This window comes from Staphylococcus sp. AC872, from assembly GCF_979255425.1.
Genome location: NZ_CEEDKW010000001.1, coordinates 71,319 through 94,840 on the forward strand (window position 1 = coordinate 71,319; position 23,522 = coordinate 94,840).

27 protein-coding genes and 2 pseudogenes are annotated in these 23,522 nt (G+C 32.9%); 11 read left to right on the forward strand and 18 right to left on the reverse strand.

Annotated elements, in window-relative coordinates; genetic code table 11:
* Nucleotides 1-150 precede the first annotated feature (150 nt).
* Complete coding sequence (locus tag ACZ267_RS00420; protein ID WP_002465446.1) at nt 151-585, forward strand: MarR family winged helix-turn-helix transcriptional regulator; 435 nt, start codon at nt 151-153, stop codon at nt 583-585.
* The gene (locus ACZ267_RS00425; protein ID WP_079448962.1) at nt 582-1,787 is read left to right on the forward strand and encodes an MFS transporter; all 1,206 of its coding nucleotides are present in this window, start codon (nt 582-584) and stop codon (nt 1,785-1,787) included. Before ACZ267_RS00420 ends, ACZ267_RS00425 begins: the two co-directional genes overlap by 4 nt.
* 88 nt (nt 1,788-1,875) lie before the next feature.
* On the opposite strand, the pseudogene ACZ267_RS00430 reads toward ACZ267_RS00425, so the two are convergent.
* The 7 genes and pseudogenes from ACZ267_RS00430 to ACZ267_RS00460 all read right to left on the reverse strand — a co-directional run bounded on the left by ACZ267_RS00430 (nt 1,876) and on the right by ACZ267_RS00460 (nt 6,569).
* Nucleotides 1,876-2,226, reverse strand: a pseudogene (locus tag ACZ267_RS00430) (SarA family transcriptional regulator).
* 283 nt (nt 2,227-2,509) lie between these two features.
* Complete coding sequence (gene moaA / locus ACZ267_RS00435) at nt 2,510-3,532, reverse strand: GTP 3',8-cyclase MoaA (protein ID WP_015364787.1); 1,023 nt, start codon at nt 3,530-3,532, stop codon at nt 2,510-2,512.
* Between the two features lie 15 nt (nt 3,533-3,547).
* A complete protein-coding gene (gene mobA, locus ACZ267_RS00440; protein WP_002465414.1) occupies nt 3,548-4,150 on the reverse strand; it encodes a molybdenum cofactor guanylyltransferase MobA in 603 nt (200 codons plus the stop codon).
* Nucleotides 4,151-4,155: 5 nt separating this feature from the next.
* Nucleotides 4,156-4,389, reverse strand: a complete 234-nt coding sequence (gene moaD / locus ACZ267_RS00445) for a molybdopterin converting factor subunit 1 (RefSeq protein WP_002465423.1) — start codon at nt 4,387-4,389, stop codon at nt 4,156-4,158.
* A 1-nt stretch (nt 4,390) separates the two neighbouring features.
* Nucleotides 4,391-4,837: a molybdenum cofactor biosynthesis protein MoaE gene (locus tag ACZ267_RS00450; RefSeq protein WP_002465448.1), complete on the reverse strand. Its 447-nt coding sequence runs from the start codon at nt 4,835-4,837 to the stop codon at nt 4,391-4,393.
* Between the two features lie 5 nt (nt 4,838-4,842).
* Nucleotides 4,843-5,313, reverse strand: a pseudogene (gene mobB / locus ACZ267_RS00455) (molybdopterin-guanine dinucleotide biosynthesis protein B).
* Nucleotides 5,310-6,569, reverse strand: coding sequence for a molybdopterin molybdotransferase MoeA (locus tag ACZ267_RS00460; RefSeq protein WP_002465447.1), 1,260 nt, complete (start codon nt 6,567-6,569; stop codon nt 5,310-5,312). The pseudogene mobB and the gene ACZ267_RS00460 overlap by 4 nt, the downstream one beginning before the upstream one ends.
* Nucleotides 6,570-6,627: 58 nt before the next feature.
* On the opposite strand from ACZ267_RS00460, the gene moaC reads away from it, so the two are divergent.
* Complete coding sequence (gene moaC, locus ACZ267_RS00465; protein WP_002465428.1) at nt 6,628-7,116, forward strand: cyclic pyranopterin monophosphate synthase MoaC; 489 nt, start codon at nt 6,628-6,630, stop codon at nt 7,114-7,116.
* A 104-nt stretch (nt 7,117-7,220) separates the two neighbouring features.
* Here moaC and ACZ267_RS00470 read toward each other — a convergent pair whose 3' ends face one another.
* The 5 genes from ACZ267_RS00470 to modA all read right to left on the reverse strand — a co-directional run bounded on the left by ACZ267_RS00470 (nt 7,221) and on the right by modA (nt 10,963).
* A complete protein-coding gene (locus ACZ267_RS00470; RefSeq protein ID WP_002465432.1) occupies nt 7,221-7,724 on the reverse strand; it encodes a MogA/MoaB family molybdenum cofactor biosynthesis protein in 504 nt (167 codons plus the stop codon).
* Nucleotides 7,725-7,747: 23 nt separating this feature from the next.
* Nucleotides 7,748-8,752 carry a ThiF family adenylyltransferase gene (locus ACZ267_RS00475; RefSeq protein ID WP_002465417.1) on the reverse strand — a complete coding sequence of 335 codons (1,005 nt, stop codon included), beginning with the start codon at nt 8,750-8,752 and terminating at the stop codon, nt 7,748-7,750.
* 138 nt (nt 8,753-8,890) lie between these two features.
* The gene (locus ACZ267_RS00480; RefSeq protein WP_002465436.1) at nt 8,891-9,496 is read right to left on the reverse strand and encodes an ATP-binding cassette domain-containing protein; all 606 of its coding nucleotides are present in this window, start codon (nt 9,494-9,496) and stop codon (nt 8,891-8,893) included.
* Nucleotides 9,497-10,168 (reverse strand): molybdate ABC transporter permease subunit, encoded by a 672-nt coding sequence (gene modB, locus ACZ267_RS00485; protein ID WP_002465433.1) that lies wholly within the window; start codon nt 10,166-10,168, stop codon nt 9,497-9,499.
* A 12-nt stretch (nt 10,169-10,180) separates the two neighbouring features.
* The gene (gene modA, locus ACZ267_RS00490) at nt 10,181-10,963 is read right to left on the reverse strand and encodes a molybdate ABC transporter substrate-binding protein (RefSeq protein WP_015364784.1); all 783 of its coding nucleotides are present in this window, start codon (nt 10,961-10,963) and stop codon (nt 10,181-10,183) included.
* Nucleotides 10,964-11,146: 183 nt separating this feature from the next.
* Here modA and fdhD point away from each other — a divergent pair, with 183 nt between their 5' ends.
* On the forward strand, nt 11,147-11,953 hold the full coding sequence (gene fdhD, locus ACZ267_RS00495; protein ID WP_002465427.1) for a formate dehydrogenase accessory sulfurtransferase FdhD: 807 nt from the start codon (nt 11,147-11,149) through the stop codon (nt 11,951-11,953).
* A gap of 22 nt (nt 11,954-11,975) precedes the next feature.
* Here fdhD and ACZ267_RS00500 read toward each other — a convergent pair whose 3' ends face one another.
* The 5 genes from ACZ267_RS00500 to ACZ267_RS00520 all read right to left on the reverse strand — a co-directional run bounded on the left by ACZ267_RS00500 (nt 11,976) and on the right by ACZ267_RS00520 (nt 16,692).
* Nucleotides 11,976-12,731, reverse strand: coding sequence for a GNAT family N-acetyltransferase (locus ACZ267_RS00500; protein ID WP_002465443.1), 756 nt, complete (start codon nt 12,729-12,731; stop codon nt 11,976-11,978).
* Nucleotides 12,732-12,801: 70 nt separating this feature from the next.
* Complete coding sequence (locus ACZ267_RS00505; RefSeq protein ID WP_002465426.1) at nt 12,802-13,350, reverse strand: biotin transporter BioY; 549 nt, start codon at nt 13,348-13,350, stop codon at nt 12,802-12,804.
* A 69-nt stretch (nt 13,351-13,419) separates the two neighbouring features.
* A complete protein-coding gene (locus tag ACZ267_RS00510; RefSeq protein ID WP_019236039.1) occupies nt 13,420-14,358 on the reverse strand; it encodes a nucleoside hydrolase in 939 nt (312 codons plus the stop codon).
* A 148-nt stretch (nt 14,359-14,506) separates the two neighbouring features.
* Nucleotides 14,507-15,427 carry an ABC transporter substrate-binding protein gene (locus tag ACZ267_RS00515; RefSeq protein ID WP_015364782.1) on the reverse strand — a complete coding sequence of 307 codons (921 nt, stop codon included), beginning with the start codon at nt 15,425-15,427 and terminating at the stop codon, nt 14,507-14,509.
* A gap of 119 nt (nt 15,428-15,546) precedes the next feature.
* Nucleotides 15,547-16,692, reverse strand: coding sequence for an acyl-CoA dehydrogenase family protein (locus ACZ267_RS00520; RefSeq protein ID WP_002465444.1), 1,146 nt, complete (start codon nt 16,690-16,692; stop codon nt 15,547-15,549).
* Nucleotides 16,693-16,846: 154 nt separating this feature from the next.
* Here ACZ267_RS00520 and ACZ267_RS00525 point away from each other — a divergent pair, with 154 nt between their 5' ends.
* Genes ACZ267_RS00525 through ACZ267_RS00540 form a run of 4 tightly spaced genes read left to right on the forward strand, consistent with a single transcriptional unit; the run spans nt 16,847 to nt 19,841 of the window.
* Entirely contained in the window at nt 16,847-17,596 is a 750-nt protein-coding gene (locus ACZ267_RS00525; protein WP_002465424.1) for an amino acid ABC transporter ATP-binding protein, read from the forward strand.
* A complete protein-coding gene (locus ACZ267_RS00530) occupies nt 17,593-18,450 on the forward strand; it encodes an amino acid ABC transporter substrate-binding protein (RefSeq protein WP_002465422.1) in 858 nt (285 codons plus the stop codon). Before ACZ267_RS00525 ends, ACZ267_RS00530 begins: the two co-directional genes overlap by 4 nt.
* Nucleotides 18,451-18,454: 4 nt before the next feature.
* On the forward strand, nt 18,455-19,138 hold the full coding sequence (locus ACZ267_RS00535) for an amino acid ABC transporter permease (RefSeq protein ID WP_002465431.1): 684 nt from the start codon (nt 18,455-18,457) through the stop codon (nt 19,136-19,138).
* A 13-nt stretch (nt 19,139-19,151) separates the two neighbouring features.
* Complete coding sequence (locus ACZ267_RS00540; RefSeq protein WP_002465438.1) at nt 19,152-19,841, forward strand: amino acid ABC transporter permease; 690 nt, start codon at nt 19,152-19,154, stop codon at nt 19,839-19,841.
* Nucleotides 19,842-19,895: 54 nt separating this feature from the next.
* On the opposite strand, the gene yut is transcribed toward ACZ267_RS00540, so the two are convergent.
* Nucleotides 19,896-20,810 carry an urea transporter gene (gene yut, locus ACZ267_RS00545; protein WP_002465416.1) on the reverse strand — a complete coding sequence of 305 codons (915 nt, stop codon included), beginning with the start codon at nt 20,808-20,810 and terminating at the stop codon, nt 19,896-19,898.
* Between the two features lie 269 nt (nt 20,811-21,079).
* On the opposite strand from yut, the gene ACZ267_RS00550 reads away from it, so the two are divergent.
* The 3 genes from ACZ267_RS00550 to ureC are packed head-to-tail and all read left to right on the forward strand — an operon-like array spanning nt 21,080 to nt 23,518.
* Entirely contained in the window at nt 21,080-21,382 is a 303-nt protein-coding gene (locus tag ACZ267_RS00550) for an urease subunit gamma (RefSeq protein WP_002465430.1), read from the forward strand.
* Nucleotides 21,383-21,395: 13 nt separating this feature from the next.
* Nucleotides 21,396-21,803, forward strand: a complete 408-nt coding sequence (locus ACZ267_RS00555; protein WP_002465420.1) for an urease subunit beta — start codon at nt 21,396-21,398, stop codon at nt 21,801-21,803.
* A complete protein-coding gene (gene ureC / locus ACZ267_RS00560) occupies nt 21,803-23,518 on the forward strand; it encodes an urease subunit alpha (protein ID WP_015364780.1) in 1,716 nt (571 codons plus the stop codon). The genes ACZ267_RS00555 and ureC overlap by 1 nt, the downstream gene beginning before the upstream one ends.
* The last annotated feature ends 4 nt before the right edge of the window (nt 23,519-23,522 follow it).

Genomic DNA, 23,522 nt, shown 5'->3' on the forward strand with positions numbered 1-23,522 from the left:
CTTAATCCTTATTTTAACAAATGTATCGATAATTTACTTCTAAAACCTAGCAAAAAAGTATTGCAAAATATAGCTTTTAGTCCTATAATAATGCTTGCGTTTAAAAAGGTTAGCCAAGCTAACTAATTTATAATATTTTGGGGTGTACTCATGATTAGTAATGATTTTTTTAATAGTTTTATAAGTATTTATCGACCTTATATTAAATTAACACAACCAATATTGGACCGATATGATATCCATACTGGTCAATGGCTTGTATTAAAAGACATAGCTCAATTCCAACCGACGACTTTAGTTAACATTTCTTACCGTCGTTCTATAGAGAAACCAACAACACGAAAGTTTATCAAAGTATTGTTAGAAAAAGAATTGATCACATTTACAACGGGTAATGACAAGCGTCAAAAATGGTTGAGTTTAACAGAAGAAGGCATGCAATTATTTAACGCGATTAATAAAGAGGTTAATGAAATACAAAGTGAAATTATTAAGAAATCAGGTGTTAATGAGCAACAATTATCAAAAATTATCGAGTCAATGTCTATCATTTATGAAACAATACTAAAGGAGAGTCAAGAATGAATGAATCGTCAGCAACTAAAGCACCTATTTTTACCAAACGCTTCAATCTAAATTTCATCATAAACTTTTTCGTATACTTATGTATGTATTTGTTGATTGTTGTAATTGCTGGATATAGTAAGACTGAATATCATGCATCAGATAGTTTAGCAGGCCTTGTCGTTGGTTTATTTATTGTAGGATCATTAATAGGTCGTTTTGGAACAGGTAAATATGTAAATTTATTTGGTCCTAAAAAGATGTTAATATTTGGTTTAAGTTGTTTGATAATAACTCAAGCACTTTATTTTATTCCAAGTAATATTTATTTCTTAATGTTTGTACGTTTAATAAATGGTATTGCGACAGCGATTGCTACTACAGCTACAGGAACTATAGCAGCATATGTAACGCCTCAAACTCGTAAAAGTGAAGGTATCAGCTTATTTTCATTAAGTTTAGTATTAGGTACTGCCGTAGGACCTTTCTTTGGTATTCTGCTGCTTAATGCCTTTTCAATCACTGTACTATTCACTTTATGTATTGCATTAGGAATCATTGGTTTACTATTATCTTTATTCATTAAAATAGATTTTGAAACTGTTAAACCCAGTCATAATGCTTCAGAACCTAAGGGGTTCAGTATCCATAACTTTATCGCCAAAGAGGCAGTTCCAGTAGCATTTGTGATGATGTTAGTTGGTGTAACTTATGCAGCTATATTAACTTATTTACAAGTGTTTGCGGAACAACGTGACTTAGTTAATGCAGCAAGTTATTTCTTTATTTTCTATGCTATCGCTTCATTAGTCACACGACCTATAGCAGGCCGTCTCATGGATAATAAAAATGAAAATGTTGTGGTTTACCCAGCATTCATTGCACAAATACTATGTTTTATTTGTTTAGTTTTCAGTTATAACAGTGGCTTATTATTACTTGCTGGTATTTTACTAGGTATAGGATATGGAAACCTTTCTTCATCTATGCAAGCTATTTCTATAAAAGTTTCACCATCATCTAAATATGGCTTAGCCACATCAACTTATTTTATTGGTCTAGATATCGGCGTAGGTTTTGGACCTTCATTCTTAGGATTATTTACGCATATGGTTTCATATAGTCAGATTTATGGCGCAATGGCTATATTAGGTCTATTAACTACAGCTGTATACTTCTTGGTACATGGTAAGAAAGTTAGACATACGTATTCTTATGAATAATGATTAAATCAAGCTAATTTTATTAAATTTAAAAAGCTAGAGAAACCTCATTAACAAGGCTTCTCTAGCTTTCTTTTTCATTATATAGTTAGTTTGCAATACTAATCGCTTCTATTTCATTAATCATTTTATCAATTAATTTCTTTTGTGACGCATTGAAGAAATAATAGACTTGTCGTTCGTCTGTTTCAGAACGTAGTTTTGAAATAAGTTCTTTTTTATAGATTTTACGGATAATGACATCAATTTTACTTGTATCCTAAAGCATTTCAAAATGTAATGTATCTCTTAATTCTTTTCCACTTATTTTCTCTCCTTCAAAGACTTTGTATAATACAACAAACTCTTCAATTGAAATACGATAAGTTGATTTCAACCAATGCTTAAGTTGACTTAGCTCTCTTTCAGATGCAATAAAACCTTGTACTTTATTTGTCATAATAAAATGCCTCCTATGTTGATTCTTAGATGTGATGTTTGTATTGTACAATTAAATTGCTTAACTTTATTATATAACATTGTTAGAATTTTATCTATTACAAATATTAAATTTAAGTCTAAAATTGGTTTGGAATTACATCATTTTAAAGTACGATTTTAATATTGAAAAGTAAATAAATGTAAAAGCACAGATATCACAAAACGTTTTAAATCCATTAATCGAATAATTGTTTCTAAAATATGAGTCTTCTTTTATTCATAATTAGTTTTATAGTTTAATGCTATCCGCCTATATAATTCATGTTTATTTTATTACGCTTTCTATTTTGAACGGTTTGTTCAGTTCGCTCATCAGAGTAACGATCATCTCTAACATGCCATAGTGCTTTAAATTGCTCTAATAACATTGCATCTGTTGCACCTGATCGCATTAAAGCTTTGACATCAAACCCCTCTACTTCTGCAAATAAACAACCATAAAATTTTCCATCTGAAGATAAACGTGCCCTAGTACAAGATGAACAAAATGACTGAGAAACACTTGTAATCAATCCAAATTTCACTTGATTATCTTTATGTCTATAGTACTTTGCAACCTCACCAAAATATTTTGGTTCTACTGGTTCTATATCAAAATGTTCTTCTATCATACTTAACATTTCATCTTTAGTTACTACTTTACTGAAATCCCAACCATTGTCGTTCCCAACATCCATAAACTCTATAAATCTGATTTCAATGCCTCTATCTTTAAAGTAATCTAACATCGGAATGATTTGATCATCATTAATGCCTTTTTGAATGACTACATTCACCTTAATTTCAAACCCTATTGATATAGCATAATCAATCTGTTCTAGTATTGTAGATGCTTTAATATTTCGGTTGTTAATAGCTTGAAAAACTTCATCATCTATCGCGTCTAGACTAATATTAATTCGTCTTAAACCTGCATTATATAAATTTTGACCATGTTTTTTTAATAGTAAGCCATTTGTAGTCAATCCAATATCTTCTATACCTTCAATTTGATTCAGTTGCTCTATGAGTTGGTAAAGATTTCTACGTAGTAGTGGTTCACCACCAGTAATTCTTATTTTTTTAACACCCAATTGCGCGTAAAGCTTAGATATTCTTACCATCTCTTCGAATGTTAATAATTCTTCTTTGGGTAAAAAGACAAAATCATCACCAAATATTTCTTTTGGCATGCAATAATCACATCTAAAATTACATCTATCAGTGACAGATAATCTTAAATCTCTTATTGGTCGACCTAATTTATCTTTAATTTGCTCTACCATCATGGACCCTCCTTATTAACTTAACTGTTGTTTTAAAGTGTCCAAGTCTTGTTGTGAATTGATATTATAATACCAATATGACGGTGCTTTGATGTCTTCTACTTTAATCCAATCTATATTCATTTGATTATATAATTGTTTAAAACTATAATCATCGGACTCTAGAATATCTTCTATAACGGCTTTCGTCTTAGGACTATAAAAACCTATAGTTGGAATATAACGCCCTGATGCTTTTACCGTTGCGATATCTATTTGATCATCTATTAAGTGTGACACCATAAATTGATAGAGTTGATTAATAGCTCTTTCACTGATCATAGGTGTATCAACTGACACTACAAAAAATAATTCTTCATCTGGATACTGTTGCATAGCTGTAAATATACCTGCTAATGGGCCTTTCCCTTTATGCTCCTCGGTATCCACGACCACGTTCGTATGGTCAAATTGATTTTTTAATTGATTATTTGTACTAATCAAAATGTCATTAAACATATTTGTTGATTCTAATACTTTGATAATACGCTGATAAAACATTTGACCTTCAACTTCGGCAAATGCTTTAGGACGTCCAAAACGTCTGGATTCTCCTCCAGCGAGTATAATTGCTTTCATTTATTTTATCCTCCGCTGACTGGTGGTATGAGTGCCACAGTATCACCAGATCCTATCATATCTTTGTCTTTTACAAATTCTTCATTTACCGCAATTTGAAATTGCTTATGTGTTAATTCAGGATGTCGTTGTAATAATAAGTCTTTAAAAACTTCAACAGTTACTTTCTCTGACAAATCAATTGATTCTGACTGTTGATTAATCATATCTTTAAGTTCTGCAAAGTAGAGTACTTTCATTTCACTTCCCCCTTTGACTTTCCTCGTAGCTACCTTTTTGGTGCCCTTGCCACTCCGATCCATCTTCCCAAATTTCTTTTTTCCAAATTGGAACAATTTCTTTAATTCGCTCTATGGCATATTCATTTGCCTGATACGCATATTTACGATGTGGAGAAGATACGACAATTAAAACAGCTATGTCTGAAATTTGTAATGGACCTATTCTGTGAACAATAGTTGTGACGGTTCCTGGCCACTTTTCTTCTATTTCTTGGCCAATTTGAGCCATTTTCTTCTCTGCCATTGGAATATATGCTTCATATTCTAAATACTCTGTTTTAACGCCTTTCGTCCATTCACGTACATGACCAGTAAACATGACCATTGCACCTTGATGTTCATTTAATGTGAATTCACGATAGGGTTCAGTTTGAATCGGTGTAGTTACGATTTCAAATTGCTTCATTTTGCTCAATCCTTATGTGTTACTTTATTTATTAACCATTCATCAAATTTTTGATATGCATTTGGTTCATTTAATTTTATCCTATAACATATATTGTTTAAATGATTTAACTCATGTAATTGTTTTTCATTATCGTAAACAATAATCTTGTCATAATTTTCATGTTTGAATCCTTCAACTAGTACAACATCACAATCAATTGTAACAGATTCCTTAATAATATTAGAAAGGCTTTGTTCAGTCGTTCTAGTGACTGTTTGACGATAGGCATGACCTTATACAATACTTTGATCGGCACCTGATTGAAAGTGTTTCATATGGTCTACAGGCTGATGTTGTAATTGTATGTCTTCACCTTGATGACCATGATGTTTGATACTTGCAACTTTAAAATTTTGCTCTTTTAAAAATGATATTGCATGTGTCATCAATGTTGTTTTCCCAACATTTTTATATCCAATAATTTGTAAGATCATATATTTAATTCCTCTTCGTAAGCCGCTGACTCAGTGAGTATAACATCAACAGTATGTCCTTGTTTAAATCCACGCGTACCTCCTGGCAACATAATCATGGCATTGGCATGTGCAATAGCTACGACCGCACCCGATTTATTAAACCCGGAAGGTACAACAGTTGCACCTGCAGGAGTTAATGTTGCAGTAGCTCGTATAAATCTTGTAAATGGATTTGCTTTAGTAAAATCTTCCATAAGCGTTGCTTTTACAATTTGAGGATACACCGCTTTGGCATTCATCATATGATTCATCGCTGGTTTCACAAATAATTCAAAGCCAGTAAAACATGCAGACGGATTACCAGATAAACCAAACAAATATTTTTGATTAGCTACGGCTACGGTTGTTACACTACCTGGACGCATAGCGACTTTATTAAATAATACATTGGCATCTAAAGCTCGATAAATTTCAGGTAAATAATCAAAATCTCCAACAGATACACCACCTGTCGTAATGACCATGTCATGTTGCTCCATTGCATGTTTAACAACTTCAATACTACTTTGTAAATCGTCTTGTTGTATCTGATAGGATCCTACGTGGATGCCAAGTTGTTCAGCTAGTGCTTTAATCATTGGTCCATTTGAATTTCTAATTTTACCTGGTTGAAGTTCATCACTTACATCTAACAGTTCACTGCCAGTAGCTATAACTGCGATACTAGGTTTTTCATAAACTTCAACTTCTGTATAACCATAGGTTGCCAAAACTGCAATAGCACCTGGATTAATACGTTGACCAACTGTTAATACAATGTCTCCAGTTTGTGTTTCTTCACCTTTTAATGACACATTCTCGTGGTGTTCGAAAGATTTTCTAATAGAAAATGTATCTTCTTCCTCAACTGTTTGCTCAAACATCACCACTGCATCTGCGCCTTTTGGTAATTGGGCACCTGTCATAATACGTACCGCTTCGTATTGCCCAACTTCTTTATGTGACACTGAACCAGCCCCAATATGATCTATCACTTTAAATTTGATTCGATGGTCACCACGAGCACCTACAGTATCTTTACTTCTAATTGCAAAACCATCGTAAGGTGACTTATCAAATCTTGGAATATCATAAGTAGCTACAATGTCATTCGCCAATACATAACCAATACTTTCTTCTAATGACACAGTTATTTTATTTGAACGAATATTTTGATTTACAATTCGTTGAATAGCTTCTTTAACAGGAATTGGACTTCTTTTTTCAAATGGCATTTGATCATCTCCATAAATAATTTTTCATGATATACTTGTGTCGAAAAGGAGGATTAACATGTCAGAATTCACACACATTAACCAACAAGGTAACGCTAAAATGGTCGATGTTTCTAATAAGGAAGTTACTAAACGAACTGCTATTGCACACTCAAGTATTATAGTGAATGAAACAATTTATAAACAAATTGTTCAAAATACTAACGCTAAAGGTAATGTATTAAATACAGCACAAATTGCTGGAATTATGGCTGCTAAAAATACATCAACGATTATTCCAATGTGCCATCCGCTTCCATTAACAGGTATAGATGTTTCATTTGACTGGAATACAACACATTCAAATCATTTCGAACTGAACATTCAAGCTACAGTATCCACAACAGGTAAAACTGGTGTAGAAATGGAAGCCTTAACGGCTGCCTCTGTAACTGCTTTAACCATATATGATATGACTAAAGCAGTAGATAAAGGTATGATAATAGGTCAAACCTATTTAACATCTAAATCCGGTGGAAAATCAGGAGATTATCATCGATCCAATTAGTTTTAATTCGATAGTTAAGAGGCAGAAGGACATAAATAATCAAACATCAACTACGATCAACATATGATTTATACTAAGAATCTGACGTCCCTGCCTCCTTATCTTCATTTCGTTAGTTCATGTATCAAATGATTAAGTTCAGGTTTAATGAGCTTGTTAATAGCTAACTTAATGGCGCCTGTAGATCCAGGTAATGCAAATATTAATGCTTCGTCATGTGTTCCAGCTACTGCTCTTGATAATAATGACCTCGTACCTACATCTTCTGTATAACTTAAGTATCTGAATAGTTCACCAAACCCCTCAATTTCTTTGTCTAATAAAGGTCGCACAACCTCAATGGTTACATCTCTTTGTGCAATTCCTGTACCACCAGTTGTGATAATGACATCAATATTTTTTTGTTGTAACCAAGTTTGTAATTGGCTGTGTATAGCCTCTTGATCATCTTTTACAATTTGATAATTTTCCCTTTTGATATTTATATTTTCATCTTTTAATAGCGTTTGTATAAGTTGACCGCCCTTATCTGTTTCGTAATTTCTTGTATCTGAAACTGTAAGTACTGCAACTTCTATATTTCTATCTAATTTCACATTTGTGTGCATCATTTAAGTCCTCCTAACAATCATTATCCAAATAATTGATTAATTAATTTTGTTGCTTCATTAGGATTATTCATACCGTGAATAAGCAATCTTCCACCATTAAACGCAACGATACGATATCCATTGAATGTAAAAACAATCATATATGGATTCTGTTTATATTGAATATGGTGTGTCTTTAAAAATGCTTCTAACATTTCCTGGGAAATTGTCGAGTTATTGTATTGTACAGTATCTCTTCCACATAACGTTGTATATTGTCGTTGGTTGCGCTTTAAGAACGGATAATTGGGTGTTTTTCCACAAGTAGGACATGTGTCGTTATGCATATTTTTAAAACCAATGGCATGATGGTAACCTTCCCAAATGTCACCATATTTCAATTTAATATCTGTAGACTGATTGGTTAGCACTTTTAAAGCATCAGCAAGTTGAAAACTAGTTGTCATCGTTACAGCGGGTTGTATCACCCCTACTGTATCGCAAGTCAAATTAATTGAAGGCAATTGTGGGACTAGACAATTGAAGCAAGGCGTCTTACCAGGTATGAAAGTTGTTTGAGCATATGTACTTTGAACAACACCCCCGTAAATCCATGGTATGCACTTTTGATATGCAATATCATTAATGAGTTGACGCGTTTCAAAGTTATCAGTTGCATCAATAATTAAATCAATGTTAGTTGTGTAGATGTCTAAAAAGTATGCATCAACATGTGATACATAAGCATTAATATCAATATCATGACGAATCGCTTCTAAATGATTCTTAGCTGCTATGACTTTCGGTAACATATCTTTTGCGTCTTGTTCAGTGAATAAGGTTTGTCTCTGTATATTACTAAGCTCAATATAATCACGATCAACAATTGTCAATTGTTGAATACCCGCTCGAATCAAACCTTCAGCTACATGAGTTCCCAATGCTCCCATCCCTACAATCATGACATGTTTTTGACCAATAAGATGTTGTCCTTCTTCTTTAATATGTTTAAATAAGATTTGCCTTGAATATCTCTCTTGATCCATCTTTGAATCTCCCTTAAATAGTATTGCTTCTATTATAAAACTTGTTGGACAAAGTGACAAAAAGTCTACATAAAACAAGCGAAACTATATGATGAATATCATCTTAATATAGTTTCGCCATAATTATTTACGCTATTTTTAAGAAATCATTATTAATTCATGAGCAAGCGTATGTGCCTCTTCATTAGAATGTGTAACAAAGATAATTGGTATTTTCCATAAGTTATAAATTTTATGAACTAGGTTCATACTCTCATACTTAGTATGGTCATCTAAACTAGAAAATGGCTCGTCTAAAAGTAATAAGTCGGGTTTAATACTTAATGCTCGAGCTAATGCTACACGTTGCGCTTCTCCTCCGGATAATGTGATAGGATATTGATCAACTAAATGTGAAATATTAAGTGTATTCATAACATCATTGATATGTTTCGAAGATTGCGTCATAAATGTAATATTTTGTTGCACAGTAAGATGTGGAAATAGCTGATAGTCTTGAAATAAATACCCAATTCGTCTTTGTTGAATTTTGAGTTGTATTCGTCTAGATGAACTAGTAAGTATCCGTTGATTTACTTCAATTTCAGCTTGATCTGCTTTCTTCAAACCCGCAATCATATTTAATATAGTCGTCTTCCCTATGCCGGATGGACCTTGTATAGCATAAATTTTAGGGGCGTCATCGTTTATATGAATCTCGATATTACGTTGATTAATTTTATGTGATATATCAATTTTCAACATTTAATCACGCTCCCTGAACTTATCATAATTCATTAAATTGATCGTCATAATGACGACTATTGAGAATGCTACAAGCACTAGAACCCATAGCCAAGCTTGATTTTCTTTACCTTCAACTACTAAGAAATAAATTTCTAATGGTAAAGTATTGGTTTTATTTGGAATGTAACCAGCTACCATTAATGTCGCACCAAATTCTCCAATTGCTCTCGCAAAACTCATCACTATGCCAGATAATATATAACGTTTCGATAATGGAAGTACAATACGATAAAATATTTTACTTTCACTTGCACCCATTGTGCGTGCTGTATCTAACATACGTTTATCTATACTATTAAATCCTTGAATCGTATGTTGATACATAAGCGGAAAACTTACTATTACTGAGGCAATAACTGCACCTGTAAGTGTAAACACTACTGGCAGATGTAATATATTATTGAAGAATAGACCTATGATTCCCCGCGGTGAAAAAATAATAAGTAATATAAACCCCATCACTGTTGGCGGTAAGACGATAGGTAATAAGATGAAACTCTCCACTATTTTTACCCAACGCTTTTTACGATGGTATAGCCATTTAGATACAAGAATACCTAAAATCATGACAATGATGGTACTCATTGTTGCCACGCGGATAGATATCCAGAATGAAGTTAAGTCAGGCATGAAAGACAACTCCTATGCTGAGAACTGATAGTCTTTGATAATTTGTTTAGCTTTATCTGTTTTTAAGAATTCCATCCATTTTTTAGCTAATTTTTTATCTGAAGTAGCCCCAGCTTTATAAGTGATTGGTTTTGATAACTTCACTTGTTTAATTTCTTTTACATTGTCGATTTTTTTCTTATTTTTATATAAATCTGTTTTATAAACAAATCCTTGTTGTGCGTTACCCTTTTGCACATAATTTAATACTTGTTTAACATCTTTTGCATAAATGACTTTATCTTTAACAGTATTCCATAAATCATTCTCTTCTAAATATTGTTTGCCATACTTACCTGCTGGAACTGTCTCAATTTGGCCTAAAGCCAATTTATCATTTCCTTTTAAATCTTTAACAGAATGATAATCTTTGTCCTTTTCACCGATAAGTACTAAGTTATTTTTAGCATAATTATATGTATCATGCGCTTTCTTTTTATTTTTTAAGATATCAACATCTTTTGTATTAGCTGACATGATAACGTCAACTGGTGCACCTGATTCAACTTGTTGTCTTAAAGCACCTGAACCTCCATAGTTAAAGTCAACTTTAGCCTCTTTATGTTCTTTTTCAAATTCTTTTTTCAATTCTTTACTAACATCTGTTAAACTTGCTGCTGCTGAAATTTGTAATTCTTGTTTCTTACCATTATCAGCCTTGTCACTTTTTTTACCATTGTCAGAAGATGAATTCGAACATCCTCCTAACACTAGTAAACTCATTAACATTACTACAAAAATACTTTTAATTTTCATTATAAAACCTCCTTATTCTCTATTATACTTCAAGATGTATATCATTTATTATGACATTTTCGTGTAAACATTTGATAGCAATTTTTAATTTCAACCTTTTTCTTAATTATATAGTACATAATGATTTAAAATATATCATTAACCCTTTAATATATTAATTATAGAGATAAAGGGAGTAAAGATATGAATAGAGATATATCATCTAATCAAAATATTGTACGATATGAAAATGGACAACTTAAGGAAAGTGTTGACACATATGTGACTGAATTCCCGCTAACAATAATGGTAAATGGCGAAGAATTTGCCACTGTTATTTGTAGTCCCACTAATATGGAAGAATTAGTATTGGGTTTTTTAGCTTCTGAAGGTGCCTTATTAAAAAAAGATGAATTAAAATCCATTCAAATTGATGATAGTAAAGGCTTTGCTCATGTCGAATTAACAAAGTCATTAAATGATCGCTTCGAATATTCCACTAAACGCATGATTGCCTCATGTTGTGGTAAAAGTCGTGAATTTTATTTCCAAAATGATGCCGCTACTGCTAAGACATCACTATCGAAAATAACAATCACACCTCAACAAGTATTGAATATGATGACTCGTTTACAAAGTGCGAGTACGATATTCAAACAAACGGGTGGTTTGCATAATGCAGCAATTAGTGATGGTGATACATTTTTCGAACATCGACAAGACATTGGACGTCATAATGCCCTAGATAAGCTATATGGCTTTTGTATTCAAAACCATATACCTGTTAGGAATAAAGTTTTAATATTCAGTGGTCGTATTTCTTCAGAAATTTTAATCAAGGCTGCTAAAATTGGCGTAGGTGTTATATTATCTAAGTCAGCTCCTACTACACTTGCGATTCAACTTGCACATGATTTAAATATCACAGCTGTAGGTTTTATTAGAGATGGTAATTTCAATGTATATAGTCACCCTGAACGTATTAAAGCTGCTAAAGATTCTAACGAATAAGTCGAATCTTTAGCAGCTATTGTTATATTTTTTCTTTTAAAACTTGATATCTAAAACTGCGATATACATACCCTTGCTTCAAATACATGTCTTTAACTGTATCTTCACCATCGGCAACTAACATCACTGGTCTTTCACCGGCTAATTCACCCACAAATGCTTGCATCGTTTGCCCAATACCATTTCTTTGGTAGTCCTCTAAGACACCAAATCCATCTATTTCAACCGAGTTTTTATTTTCAATGATATCTACAATACCAACAGGTTGACCGTTTAAATAACTAACCATTGGTGTTGCTTTATTGATATTAAAATTTTGTTTAACATTCTTAACGCTTTGTTTCGCATATTTTTTACCAAAGGGTAATGAAAATTGATAATAAATATCAAGATAGTCTTGCAAATTTTCCCTATTAACTTTGATTAATGTGACATCGTCTCTTTTGTTTAATTGTGCTAAATCTTGTCCTTCTATTAAATAAAATTCTAAGACTCCCAGTTTAAATCCTAATTCTTTAAATAAATCAAACCATGCTTCATTAAGATATTCATTTTCTGGGAAATAAAAGGATAAATGGTCAGATCCTTGTGTAACATGCATTTCTTTTTGTGTTTCAATATCTGTTAGCCATTGAACTTGTGTCGGACACTGATGATATAACCATGTATTATTAGAATATTGCAATGCATCAGTCGGTGTTAAATAAATGGTTTTGCGTGCATCTTCAGATAGCATATTTCCTTCTAAATAAATGTCTGATATCGTCAAATGTTTCATCCTTATCCCATCCCTGCCGATAATTAGAATCGTTTATCATTCTTATATGAAACATTGTCTTATAGTCATTTTATTTAATCAACTGTTTGAATCGAGAATGATTCAAAATCGTTGCGCCTACTAAACTTGCTATGATCGCTTTAATAATGTCACCTGGCATAAATGCTAACGATAATTTAATAGATTCTTTTACTGGGATATTTGTAATGAACCCCATAATGATTGTTCCTAAAATATCTAAACCAAGGACACCTACCACTAAAGTTACAATTAATAAAATAATAAAATTGATTTTATGTAAATATTTATCTCTAACCCATCCGATAAAGAAAGCAACAAATGGATATAAGAATAAAAATCCTGCAGATGGACCTGCAAATGCGCCTATACCGCCACGTCCGCCAGATAAAACTGGTAATCCTACTGCAGCTAGTAATAAAAAGATAACTACGCTTAATGTACCTAATTTTCTACCTAAAATGATACCTGCTAAGAATATACCAATATTTTGTAATACAATTGGAACTGGCATGATTGGTAACGGGACACCAGGTACTAACCCTAATATACATATAATTGCTGCCATCAAGGCTGTGTAAACTAAATCTTTTGTACTCAATATGTTCATCCTCCTTACATGAAGATGATTATACCATTAATGTAAACCTAAGTGAATATATAGTTTACATTAGTTCGCTCGTTTAGCTAAGTCTCCTATATAGTTAAAGAACTTATTACGTTCTACGTAATTGATCATATTAATCTCTCTACCATTATCACGTTGAACAGTTCTGCCTTGACTCGGACCATGAGCAATCACATCTACATTTAGTTTTACTGATTTAGTTAATTTTGGATTTCCAACATAAGCTGTTGTCAGTACATCCCATAAGAAATAAGTTGAATTAGTAACAAAATGAGTTAATGGAGGCACCGCTGCATAACTCACTCCTAAGAAGTCAATACCCGTAAAATGACGTTCATCAGCCCATCGTTGTCTTACATCTAAAGTTAATGGGACTTGGTTTGTACTTTCTAGTGCAACCATATCTATTTTAATTTTACTATCAAATACTATTTTAACTGCTTCTGGATCCCAGAAAGCATTCCATTCTGCGGTACCATCATGTTCAGGTTCTTCAACGTTTCCTTTTTCTAAAAATGTACCACCCATCCACACAAGTTTTTCAATTTTATTTTCGATTGTGGGATCGGTTTTTAAAGCTTTGGCTAAATCTGTTAGTGGTCCTGTAAATAATAGAATTAGCTTATCGTCTGCTTTTTTAAGTTTATCTATAATATCTTCGTATGCTTCAAGTGTATTTTCTTTTGACTCAGCACTGGCCACTTTTTCATTTAGAATCGGTAATGCATCCATGAAAAAAGCATGCATTCTCCAATCTTTTGGAAATGGGTTTTTCCCTCTTTCATAAGAAGGTGCAACATTAAGTTTTTGCTTCGAAAATCGATTAATTATTTTGATAGATGCGCTTAAAGATGGTTCTAAGTAGCAATCTGCTCCTATTGTACTAACCCCAACTAGTTCTACATTTTCCATATGTAAAAGTAAAAATAATGATACTAAATCATCGACGCCACCATCATGATTAAAATAAACTTTTTTCATAAATAATACTCCTTTAATTGTATTTAAAATATTTTAATAATTATTAGCTATTTCATTATATCGAATAATTACAAAGATGACATAAAAGAACAAAAAGAAGTTGAACCATTGACTGACCATGGCTCAACTTCTTCATTATTGATATCGTTTATTTAGTATCCATTAATTTTTTCTTTAAATCTTTACGCATAAAGTCTAAGCTATACGGATCATTATACCAGTATGTTTCTGCTTTCACTTTAATCACTTTACCGTCTTTAACTGCTGGTAAGTTTTTCCACATATTAGTTTTTTCATAAGCTGGTGTTGCTTTGCCTTCACTTGTTGAAACAATGTAATCGCCAGCATATTTATCAACTTTTTCTTGTTTCACTTCAGCAAATCCTGCTTTTTTAGTTAAATCATCAACTGCTTTAGGCATTTTCAAACCAAATGCTTGATATAGAATTTCTCCACCACGGCCCCAATGGTCGCCATAAGTATATAATTTCTTATCAAATTCATCAAAGATAGTTACAGTTTTGTCTTCACCAATTTTATCTTTGATTTCTTTACCATCTTTAGCAGTTTGATCTTTCCATTCTTTTTCCCATTTTTTAACTGCATCTTCTTTACCTAGTAGTTTACCTAGTTCTTCTTGTTGTTCTAAATAATTATGTTTTGCATAGTTAAATGGCACAGTTGCTGCAATTTTCTTGTATTTTTTGATACTCTTATTTTGATCTAATACAATAATTAAATCTGGTTTTTCTTTAGCAACTTTCTCAACATCGTCGTCACCAACTTTAGTAACACCTTTAAATTTATCTTTTAAAACATCACTTTGATCAACTTGGTTACTTACTGCTACAACGTTACCACCTAATTTTTTTACGCCACCAGCATATGATGGTGCAACAACAGCAATACGTTTTGGATTTTTAGGAATATCAATTTTTTTCCCATCATCCGTTTTGTAAGATTTTGTTTCTGCCTTTTTATCAGACTCTTTAGAGCCATTCCCTGAATTGTTACCACATGCAGCTAATAACAACACTAATGCTATTAAAGGTAATAATAATTTTTTCATATTTTCCTCCTATTGAAAACGATTATCAATTTCATTAAAATTATACAAGATTGCATGTAGTTTTACAATAAGTTTTTATAATAATAAATTTGATATTTTGCTACGAATTTTAATCTAACTTACATTAAACCAGTAATACTTTTAGCAATATTAGTATATGCCATATCTTCCATTGGAGGATTATGAAGTCCTGCTCGCATGTCACGATAATATCTTTGTAGTGGTCTTTCCATCTCTAGACTCTTAGCACCAACAATTCTCATTGCTAAATCTACCACTTCCAAGCCTTGATTTAATACTAAGACTTTACTTGCAGATGTCTCATTCCAAATATCCGTATCTTTCTCATATAATTGATATCCATGAGCAGTACTCCATAGAAAATGTCTTGCAGATAATAAAAGTGATTCCATTTTACCTAGATTTTGTTGTACTGTCGGAATTTCAGCAATTGTGCCATCTATGCTATTAGGACTATATGTTTTTGCAAAATCTACTGCATAGTCTCTTGCAGCTTGAGCAATACCTAAATATACACTTGGAATATGCAATATCCATCCATTCAATGATGGCTTACGTTGATGTTCTACAAAATATTGTTCAGGTATCTTCACATCATTTAAAACTAAATCATGACTTTCAGTTGCTCGCATACCTATCATGTTCCAATTATCAGCTATTTCTAAACCTTCAAAGTCTCTAGGAACTAAAAAGAAACCTACTTGTCCTAGTTCTTCTACATAAGCACCTACCACAAAGTGCGTTAATGCCTTACTCATTGACGTAAATGTTTTAACACCATTTAAGACATATCCGTCATCAACTTTGACTGCGTTTGTGGCAGGACGACCACCACGTGTTGGGCTACCAGTTTCTGCTTCACTCACTGCACGATTAACGAGTGCACCCTTCTTCACTTCTTCAGCAAATTCATCTAACAAATCTTGTTCCCACAGTTGTTGTTCATAAAGTTGTCCCACTACACTTAAATGCCAACCAATAGAAAGGGCTGTTGCACCATCGATACGAGCTAAATGTGTTTGTAGAATAACCATATCTTCAATTGTTCCACCCTCACCGCCATATGCTTTAGGTAAGGTTAATAATGTATATCCTTCATCAATGAGCCATTGTACATTTTCATATGGAAAACGTGATTCGATATCATTGTTTTCTGCATATGATTTAAATTGCTCTTCTACAGCCTTAAATTTGTCTATCCATTTTCGTTGCAACTCAGTTTGGACTAATAATGATTGTCCCATTTCTTCACCTCATTAACGTATATCTTTTAGCTTAATTATTCTTAGTTTAACACTCGACATTATTAATTAAAAGTACTGAAATCACAGAATCCCTACTTTACCGATAAGAATTAATATGATAAGTTAATTTTAATGATAAAGGGAGGTTAGCAACTTGATCAAAGTAGAACATTTATCTCATTTTTACCATTCAAATCAAGTGCTTAAAGATATTAGTTTTTCACAACAAAGGGGATCAGTGACAGCTATTATAGGCCCTAGTGGTTCTGGGAAGACCACTTTACTTCGTACATTGAATGCACTTGCTATTCCGTCAAAAGGTCACATCACTATTGATGACTATCAGTTCAATGCAGAGCAGCACAATAAAAAAGATATTTCACACCTGAGACAACAATCAGCAATGGTCTTTCAAAATTATCAACTGTTTAAAAATAAAACAGTACTCGAAAATATAACTGAAGGTCTCATATATGGCCAAGGTAAGAATAAAAAAGAAGCTATACATATCGCTGAAGAACATTTGCGTATGGTGAATTTGATAGCACATAAGGATAAATATCCAATTCAACTTTCCGGAGGTCAAAGCCAACGTGTAGGCATCGTACGCGCACTTGCACTTAATCCCAAAGTCTTACTATTAGATGAACCTACTTCAGCATTAGATCCTGAGTCGATTCAAAGTATTTTAAACTTAATCAAAAATATCGCACAACAAGGTATGACGATGGTTATAGTGACGCATGAAATTAGTTTTGCCAAAGCGATTGCCGATCAAATTTTGTTTATTGATAATGGGGAATTGATTAAACAAGGCACACCTAACGATGTTTTACATCAGCCTAGTAATGAACGCATCCAACGTTTTATCCAAAGAATTAAAACAGAGGAGGATGCAACGTGAAACGTATAAAAATGTATCTCATGTTAACCGTTCTCGTATTAAGTGTCTCTCTTCTTTATTCATGCTCTAATGATAATGAGCAACATGCAACGAAATCACATCCAAAAGAAATTAAAGTCGCACTTTCAGCTGAAGTTAACCCACCCTATCTGTATACTGATAAAAACAATCATTTTATAGGGTTAGATATGGAATATATGAAACTATTAGAGAAGAAATTACCGCAGTATGATTTTAAATATGAGGTTGGCGAAGAAGAATCTAATTTAGTAGGTATTGGTTCTAATAAGTTTGATATGGGCATTAATTGGTTCTTTAAAACGCCTGAAAGAGAGAAGCAGTTTTTATACCAAGATGTGCCGTATAGTTACGCACTACCTATGCTCGCAGTTAATAAGAAGAATAATGATATACATCAACTCAGTGACTTAACTCAAAAAAGGTTAACACCTATGGCTCCAAGTGGTGGTTTATTTTCAATTTTAAAACAATATAATCAGACTCATGATAAAAAGATAGATATAGATACGATTCAATCACCTTCTAACGGTGACAACTTGAAGATGGTTGGTAATGGCCGTCGTGACGCTATGTTTCTAAATTGGAATACATATAAAGCTGTTCAAGACAAAGTTCACGAAGACGTTAAGATTGGTGGCATCGTTAAAAAAGAACCGCTTCATATTGTTTACAATAAAGATAACCAACAATTACATGATGATATCGATCAAGCGACACGTGAATTAAAAAAAGAAGGCAAACTTCAACAATTATCTCAGAAATACTTTGACATCAATGTATTCGAAGATTTAAACAAGATTAATCGACATAAGAATCAATTGGAGGTGCATTAGTTAAATGTCTGCTACACAATGGCTAGATTTATTTAATCAAGTCGTCCAACAATTGCCAATTACGTTAATCATGATTATATGTGCACTCATTTTAGCAACTATACTAGGTTTAATCCTTACTATAATACGTATAAAACAAGTGCCCTATCTATCAACATGTGTGAGAATCTACCAATCATTTATGAGAAGCACACCACTTCTCCTTCAATTATTTTTAGTTTATTTTGCATTACCTCAATTTCTGTTAATATTTCATATCAATATCAATCATTTTGATCGATTATTTTTCATTATTTTAGCATTCAGTCTACACAGCGCAGCCTATTTATCTGAAGTATTTCGAGCAGGTTATTTATCAGTGGATTATCGTCAAATTGAAGCTGGTCTTTCAGTAGGATTAAGTTATCCAAGAATCTTGAAAGACATCATTATACCGCAAGCATTAAGAAACAGTATTCCCAATTTAACAACCCAAATCATTGAACTAATTAAAGATACATCATTAGCTTTCACTATTGGCATTATAGATATGATGGGACAAGTTCAACTAATTATTGGAAATAATTATGGGTTAGGTATGTTAGAAGTCTATGTTGTGATTTCTATAATCTATTGGTTACTAGCATTAATCATTCAGGGAACATTTACAATTATTAGTAAAATTTCAGAAAAGCCTTATCAAGTTTAAGGGGGATATACCAGTGACTTTTATTTTCCATACTATTATTGAAGTTTTAAAAGGTGTACCTCACACTTTAGCAGTAACTTTAATAGCCATGTGTGTAGGGATACTGATTGGATCCATATTTGCTCTGATTCGTTTACATCGAATTCCTGGACTATCTCAATTTGTAGTCATCTATAATTCATTTTTTAGAAGTACACCCTTAATAGTTCAATTATTTGTGTTTTATTATGGAGTCCCAGCATTCATTCTTTGGTTTAACACCATATTCAATACAAAAATGAATCCAGATATGGTCCCTCCTTTAATGATTGCAGCTATCACTTTTTCATTACATGCAACTGCATACTTATCCGAATCAATTAAAGGTGGTTTACTTTCAGTAGATACAAAACAAATCGAAGCTGCACAAACAGTAGGCTTATCCAATTGGAATGTTTATCGACGTATAGTATTTCCACAAGCATTTGGATATGCACTACCTAATATTGAAAATCAATTTATTATGCTATTAAAAGGGACATCGCTCGCTTTTGCTGTCCAAGTAACTGAAATAATGGCAATTAGTACTGAAATTGCTAATGAAGGCTATCAATTTGTACCAGTTTATACGGTCGCTGCACTATTTTATTGGGCTTTAGCGATTATTATTGAGCTCATCTTCCATAAGTTAGAACATCATACAACCCATTATTTAGTGTCATAAACTAAAACTCTGGAACACAACACTTTTAAATAAGCGTGAACCAGAGTTTTTTAACTAATTCTTGTTCTCGAGATTTCTATGAGGACGACCAGCAAATAACATAATCCATGTCGCTAGAATAAATGGCATTGTTAATGATGGTAATCCAATAGGTTCAAGCATCGTATTCAAACCCAAATGTAATAATACAGTTAATAATAACCCTAGGAATGTTGAAAAATATGTATTGATACTCGTCTTGAATGTGGTACCCAATGCAATTGCTGTTAAAATTAAATTATAACCAAATAACCCTTGATTAATGTCATTCACGTTACCACCTAACATTGCTACAATTACAAAACCGAGTATATTACCTAAAACGGCATATACCGTTGCTTTTCTAGAGCCAATTAAAATACCAATTAATATAAGCAAGCCTGCCCATACGCTAGGAATAATAAAGACTTCACTAAAGCCTTCTAAAGTGGTTTTAATGATATTTACATGTTCAGAACTATGGTTCTTCACAATGGATTCTACAGTTCCCGGAATGATATTCAACGGTGTTTTAACAGCTCTCACTTGTTCTGAAATTGAAACTGCAAACCAAGTTACAATAACAAATGGTGCAGTTAACATTGCTATACCATATGGCTTTAACCATTCTCTAATAGCTGAACCAACTGGTAAAGTTAGCACAGTAGCCACAATCGTTATCAAAATACCTGCCCAATTTTCATTTAAAAACAAAGTTAATGCAATTGCAGTTAATACTGGACTAAAACCAGCTAAACCATCATTGATCTCTTCATTAGAATAATTAACATGTGGTGCTAATACATATGCGATTATACTTCCAACGAGTGCACTTAATCCCACTTTCCAATTACCAATAAATAAAGCAATTAACACTAATAATCCTGTGTAATGATTATTAATTAATAACACTTGGGATATATTCTTTAAGATAATACTTACTGCTTTCATGACATATGCCCCCTAATTTCATAATTATCATGATACATCACTTTTTAAAAAATGTGTATAAATATGTTATTTACTCTTTTTATATAATATACGTATTAATAAAATTAAATGATTTTTATAATTGCATTCTAAAAATCAAATATTTTGTGCCTTTTATTTAAAATTTGAAACTTATCGACTCATTATACTTGTTAATTATTAAAAATCGTCCTAATATAAAATTTGCAAGTTTATTTTGCAATTATAAATATTTGAAAGAAGGGATTATTTTGCATTTTACACAACGAGAGCAAGATAAATTAATGATTGTTGTGGCTGCAGAAGTTGCTCGTCGCAGAAAAGCACGAGGCCTTAAACTAAACCATCCAGAAGCACTTGCTTTAATTAGTGACGAATTATTAGAAGGCGCAAGAGATGGAAAAACAGTAGCTGAATTAATGAGCTTTGGTAAAACAATTTTAAATGAAGAAGATGTAATGGATGGTGTTGCAAGTATGATTACTGAAATCGAAATCGAAGCAACATTCCCAGATGGAACTAAATTAATCACTGTCCATCATCCAATAGTTTAAGGAGGACGTTAATATGATTCCTGGAGAAATTAGAATTAAAAATACAGATATTGAAATTAACCCAAATTCACCAGAAACGGTACTTGAAGTAAAAAACACTGGAGATCGCCCTATTCAAATAGGCTCACATTTCCACTTTTTTGAGGCTAACTTAGCTTTGGATTTTGAACGCGACAAAGCTTACGGTAAACATTTAGATATTCCTGCTGGTGCAGCTGTCAGATTTGAACCTGGAGATGTCAAACAAGTCCAACTTGTAGAGTATGCAGGTAATCGTAGAATTTATGGCTTCCGCGGATTTGTAAATGGCCCTATCGATGGTTCCCGTGTATATCGTCCTACTGGCGAAGACGATAAATATGCAGGCGTATTCAATGACGAAGGCCATGATAATGTCAATAAAAAAGGTGGTACTAAATAATGAGCTTTAAAATGACGCAATCACAATACACAAGTTTATACGGTCCAACCGTTGGTGACGCTGTAAGATTAGGTGATACTAACCTATTTGCAGAAGTTGAGAAAGATTATGCTAATTATGGTGACGAAGCTACATTCGGTGGTGGGAAATCTATTCGTGATGGTATGGCACAGAATCCTAACGTAACTCGTGATGATAAAAATGTAGCCGATTTAGTTTTAACGAACGCAATGATTATCGATTATGACAAAATTGTTAAAGCGGATATCGGAATTAAAAACGGCTATATTTTTGCAATCGGTAAAGCGGGTAATCCTGACATTATGGATAATGTGAATATCATCATTGGTAGTACAACTGATATTATTTCTGCAGAAGGGAAAATCGTAACAGCTGGTGGTATTGATACTCATGTTCACTTTATCAATCCTGAGCAAGCAGAAGTCGCATTAGAAAGCGGTATTACAACACATATCGGTGGTGGTACTGGTGCTTCAGAAGGTGCAAAAGCAACAACTGTAACCCCTGGTCCTTGGCATATACATCGTATGTTAGAAGCTGCAGAAGCATTACCTATCAATGTTGGTTTTACAGGTAAAGGACAAGCAGTCAATCACACAGCACTTATCGAACAAATCCATGCTGGTGTTATTGGTTTAAAAGTTCATGAAGACTGGGGTGCTACACCATCAGCATTAAGTCATGCATTAGACGTAGCAGATGAATTCGATGTTCAAATTGCACTTCATGCCGATACATTAAACGAAGCTGGTTTTATGGAAGATACAATGAAAGCAGTTAATAATCGTGTCTTACACATGTATCATACTGAAGGTGCTGGTGGCGGACATGCACCTGACTTAATTAAATCAGCGTCTTATTCAAATATCTTACCTTCATCTACTAACCCTACATTACCTTATACGCATAATACTGTAGATGAACACTTAGATATGGTTATGATTACACACCATTTAAATGCTTCAATTCCAGAAGATATTGCATTTGCAGACTCACGTATTCGTAAAGAAACTATTGCTGCTGAAGATGTATTACAAGATATGGGTGTATTCAGTATGATTAGTTCTGACTCACAAGCGATGGGACGTGTCGGTGAAGTTATCACGCGTGCATGGCAAACCGCTCATCGTATGAAAGAACAACGTGGTCCATTAGAAGGCGATTCAGAATATAACGATAATAATCGTATTAAACGTTATATTGCGAAATATACAATTAACCCTGCTATTACACATGGTATTTCTGACTATGTTGGTTCAATTGAATCTGGTAAATTAGCTGACTTAGTATTATGGGATCCTGCTTTCTTTGGTGTTAAACCTGAGCTTGTAGTAAAAGGCGGTTTAATAAATGTAGCAGTTAATGGTGATGCTAATGGTTCTATCCCAACATCAGAACCAATGAAATATCGTAGAATGTATGGACAATATGGAGGTAATATTACTCATACAGCTATGACATTTGTATCTAATACTGCTTATGAAAATGGTATTTACAGACAACTTAACTTACAACGTATGGTAAGACCTGTTAAAAATATCCGTAACTTGACAAAAGCAGATATGAAGAATAACAGTGCAACACCTAAATTAGATGTTGATCCACAAACATATGAAGTTTATGTTGATGGGGAAAAAATTACGAGTGAAGCAGCAACTGAGTTACCATTAACTCAAAGATACTTCTTATTCTAGGAGG

Excerpts from the sequence above, each read along its gene's own strand:
- ACZ267_RS00420 (WP_002465446.1), top strand. The coding sequence starts at position 151 with ATGATTAGTAATGATTTTTTTAATAGTTTTATAAGTATTTATCGACCT.
- ACZ267_RS00425 (WP_079448962.1), top strand. The coding sequence starts at position 582 with ATGAATGAATCGTCAGCAACTAAAGCACCTATTTTTACCAAACGCTTC.
- moaA (WP_015364787.1), bottom strand. The coding sequence starts at position 3,532 with ATGGTAGAGCAAATTAAAGATAAATTAGGTCGACCAATAAGAGATTTA.
- mobA (WP_002465414.1), bottom strand. The coding sequence starts at position 4,150 with ATGAAAGCAATTATACTCGCTGGAGGAGAATCCAGACGTTTTGGACGT.
- moaD (WP_002465423.1), bottom strand. The coding sequence starts at position 4,389 with ATGAAAGTACTCTACTTTGCAGAACTTAAAGATATGATTAATCAACAG.
- ACZ267_RS00450 (WP_002465448.1), bottom strand. The coding sequence starts at position 4,837 with ATGAAGCAATTTGAAATCGTAACTACACCGATTCAAACTGAACCCTAT.
- ACZ267_RS00460 (WP_002465447.1), bottom strand. The coding sequence starts at position 6,569 with ATGCCATTTGAAAAAAGAAGTCCAATTCCTGTTAAAGAAGCTATTCAA.
- moaC (WP_002465428.1), top strand. The coding sequence starts at position 6,628 with ATGTCAGAATTCACACACATTAACCAACAAGGTAACGCTAAAATGGTC.
- ACZ267_RS00470 (WP_002465432.1), bottom strand. The coding sequence starts at position 7,724 with ATGCACACAAATGTGAAATTAGATAGAAATATAGAAGTTGCAGTACTT.
- ACZ267_RS00475 (WP_002465417.1), bottom strand. The coding sequence starts at position 8,752 with ATGGATCAAGAGAGATATTCAAGGCAAATCTTATTTAAACATATTAAA.
- ACZ267_RS00480 (WP_002465436.1), bottom strand. The coding sequence starts at position 9,496 with ATGTTGAAAATTGATATATCACATAAAATTAATCAACGTAATATCGAG.
- modB (WP_002465433.1), bottom strand. The coding sequence starts at position 10,168 with ATGCCTGACTTAACTTCATTCTGGATATCTATCCGCGTGGCAACAATG.
- modA (WP_015364784.1), bottom strand. The coding sequence starts at position 10,963 with ATGAAAATTAAAAGTATTTTTGTAGTAATGTTAATGAGTTTACTAGTG.
- fdhD (WP_002465427.1), top strand. The coding sequence starts at position 11,147 with ATGAATAGAGATATATCATCTAATCAAAATATTGTACGATATGAAAAT.
- ACZ267_RS00500 (WP_002465443.1), bottom strand. The coding sequence starts at position 12,731 with ATGAAACATTTGACGATATCAGACATTTATTTAGAAGGAAATATGCTA.
- ACZ267_RS00510 (WP_019236039.1), bottom strand. The coding sequence starts at position 14,358 with ATGAAAAAAGTTTATTTTAATCATGATGGTGGCGTCGATGATTTAGTA.
- ACZ267_RS00515 (WP_015364782.1), bottom strand. The coding sequence starts at position 15,427 with ATGAAAAAATTATTATTACCTTTAATAGCATTAGTGTTGTTATTAGCT.
- ACZ267_RS00520 (WP_002465444.1), bottom strand. The coding sequence starts at position 16,692 with ATGGGACAATCATTATTAGTCCAAACTGAGTTGCAACGAAAATGGATA.
- ACZ267_RS00535 (WP_002465431.1), top strand. The coding sequence starts at position 18,455 with ATGTCTGCTACACAATGGCTAGATTTATTTAATCAAGTCGTCCAACAA.
- yut (WP_002465416.1), bottom strand. The coding sequence starts at position 20,810 with ATGAAAGCAGTAAGTATTATCTTAAAGAATATATCCCAAGTGTTATTA.
- ACZ267_RS00555 (WP_002465420.1), top strand. The coding sequence starts at position 21,396 with ATGATTCCTGGAGAAATTAGAATTAAAAATACAGATATTGAAATTAAC.
- ureC (WP_015364780.1), top strand. The coding sequence starts at position 21,803 with ATGAGCTTTAAAATGACGCAATCACAATACACAAGTTTATACGGTCCA.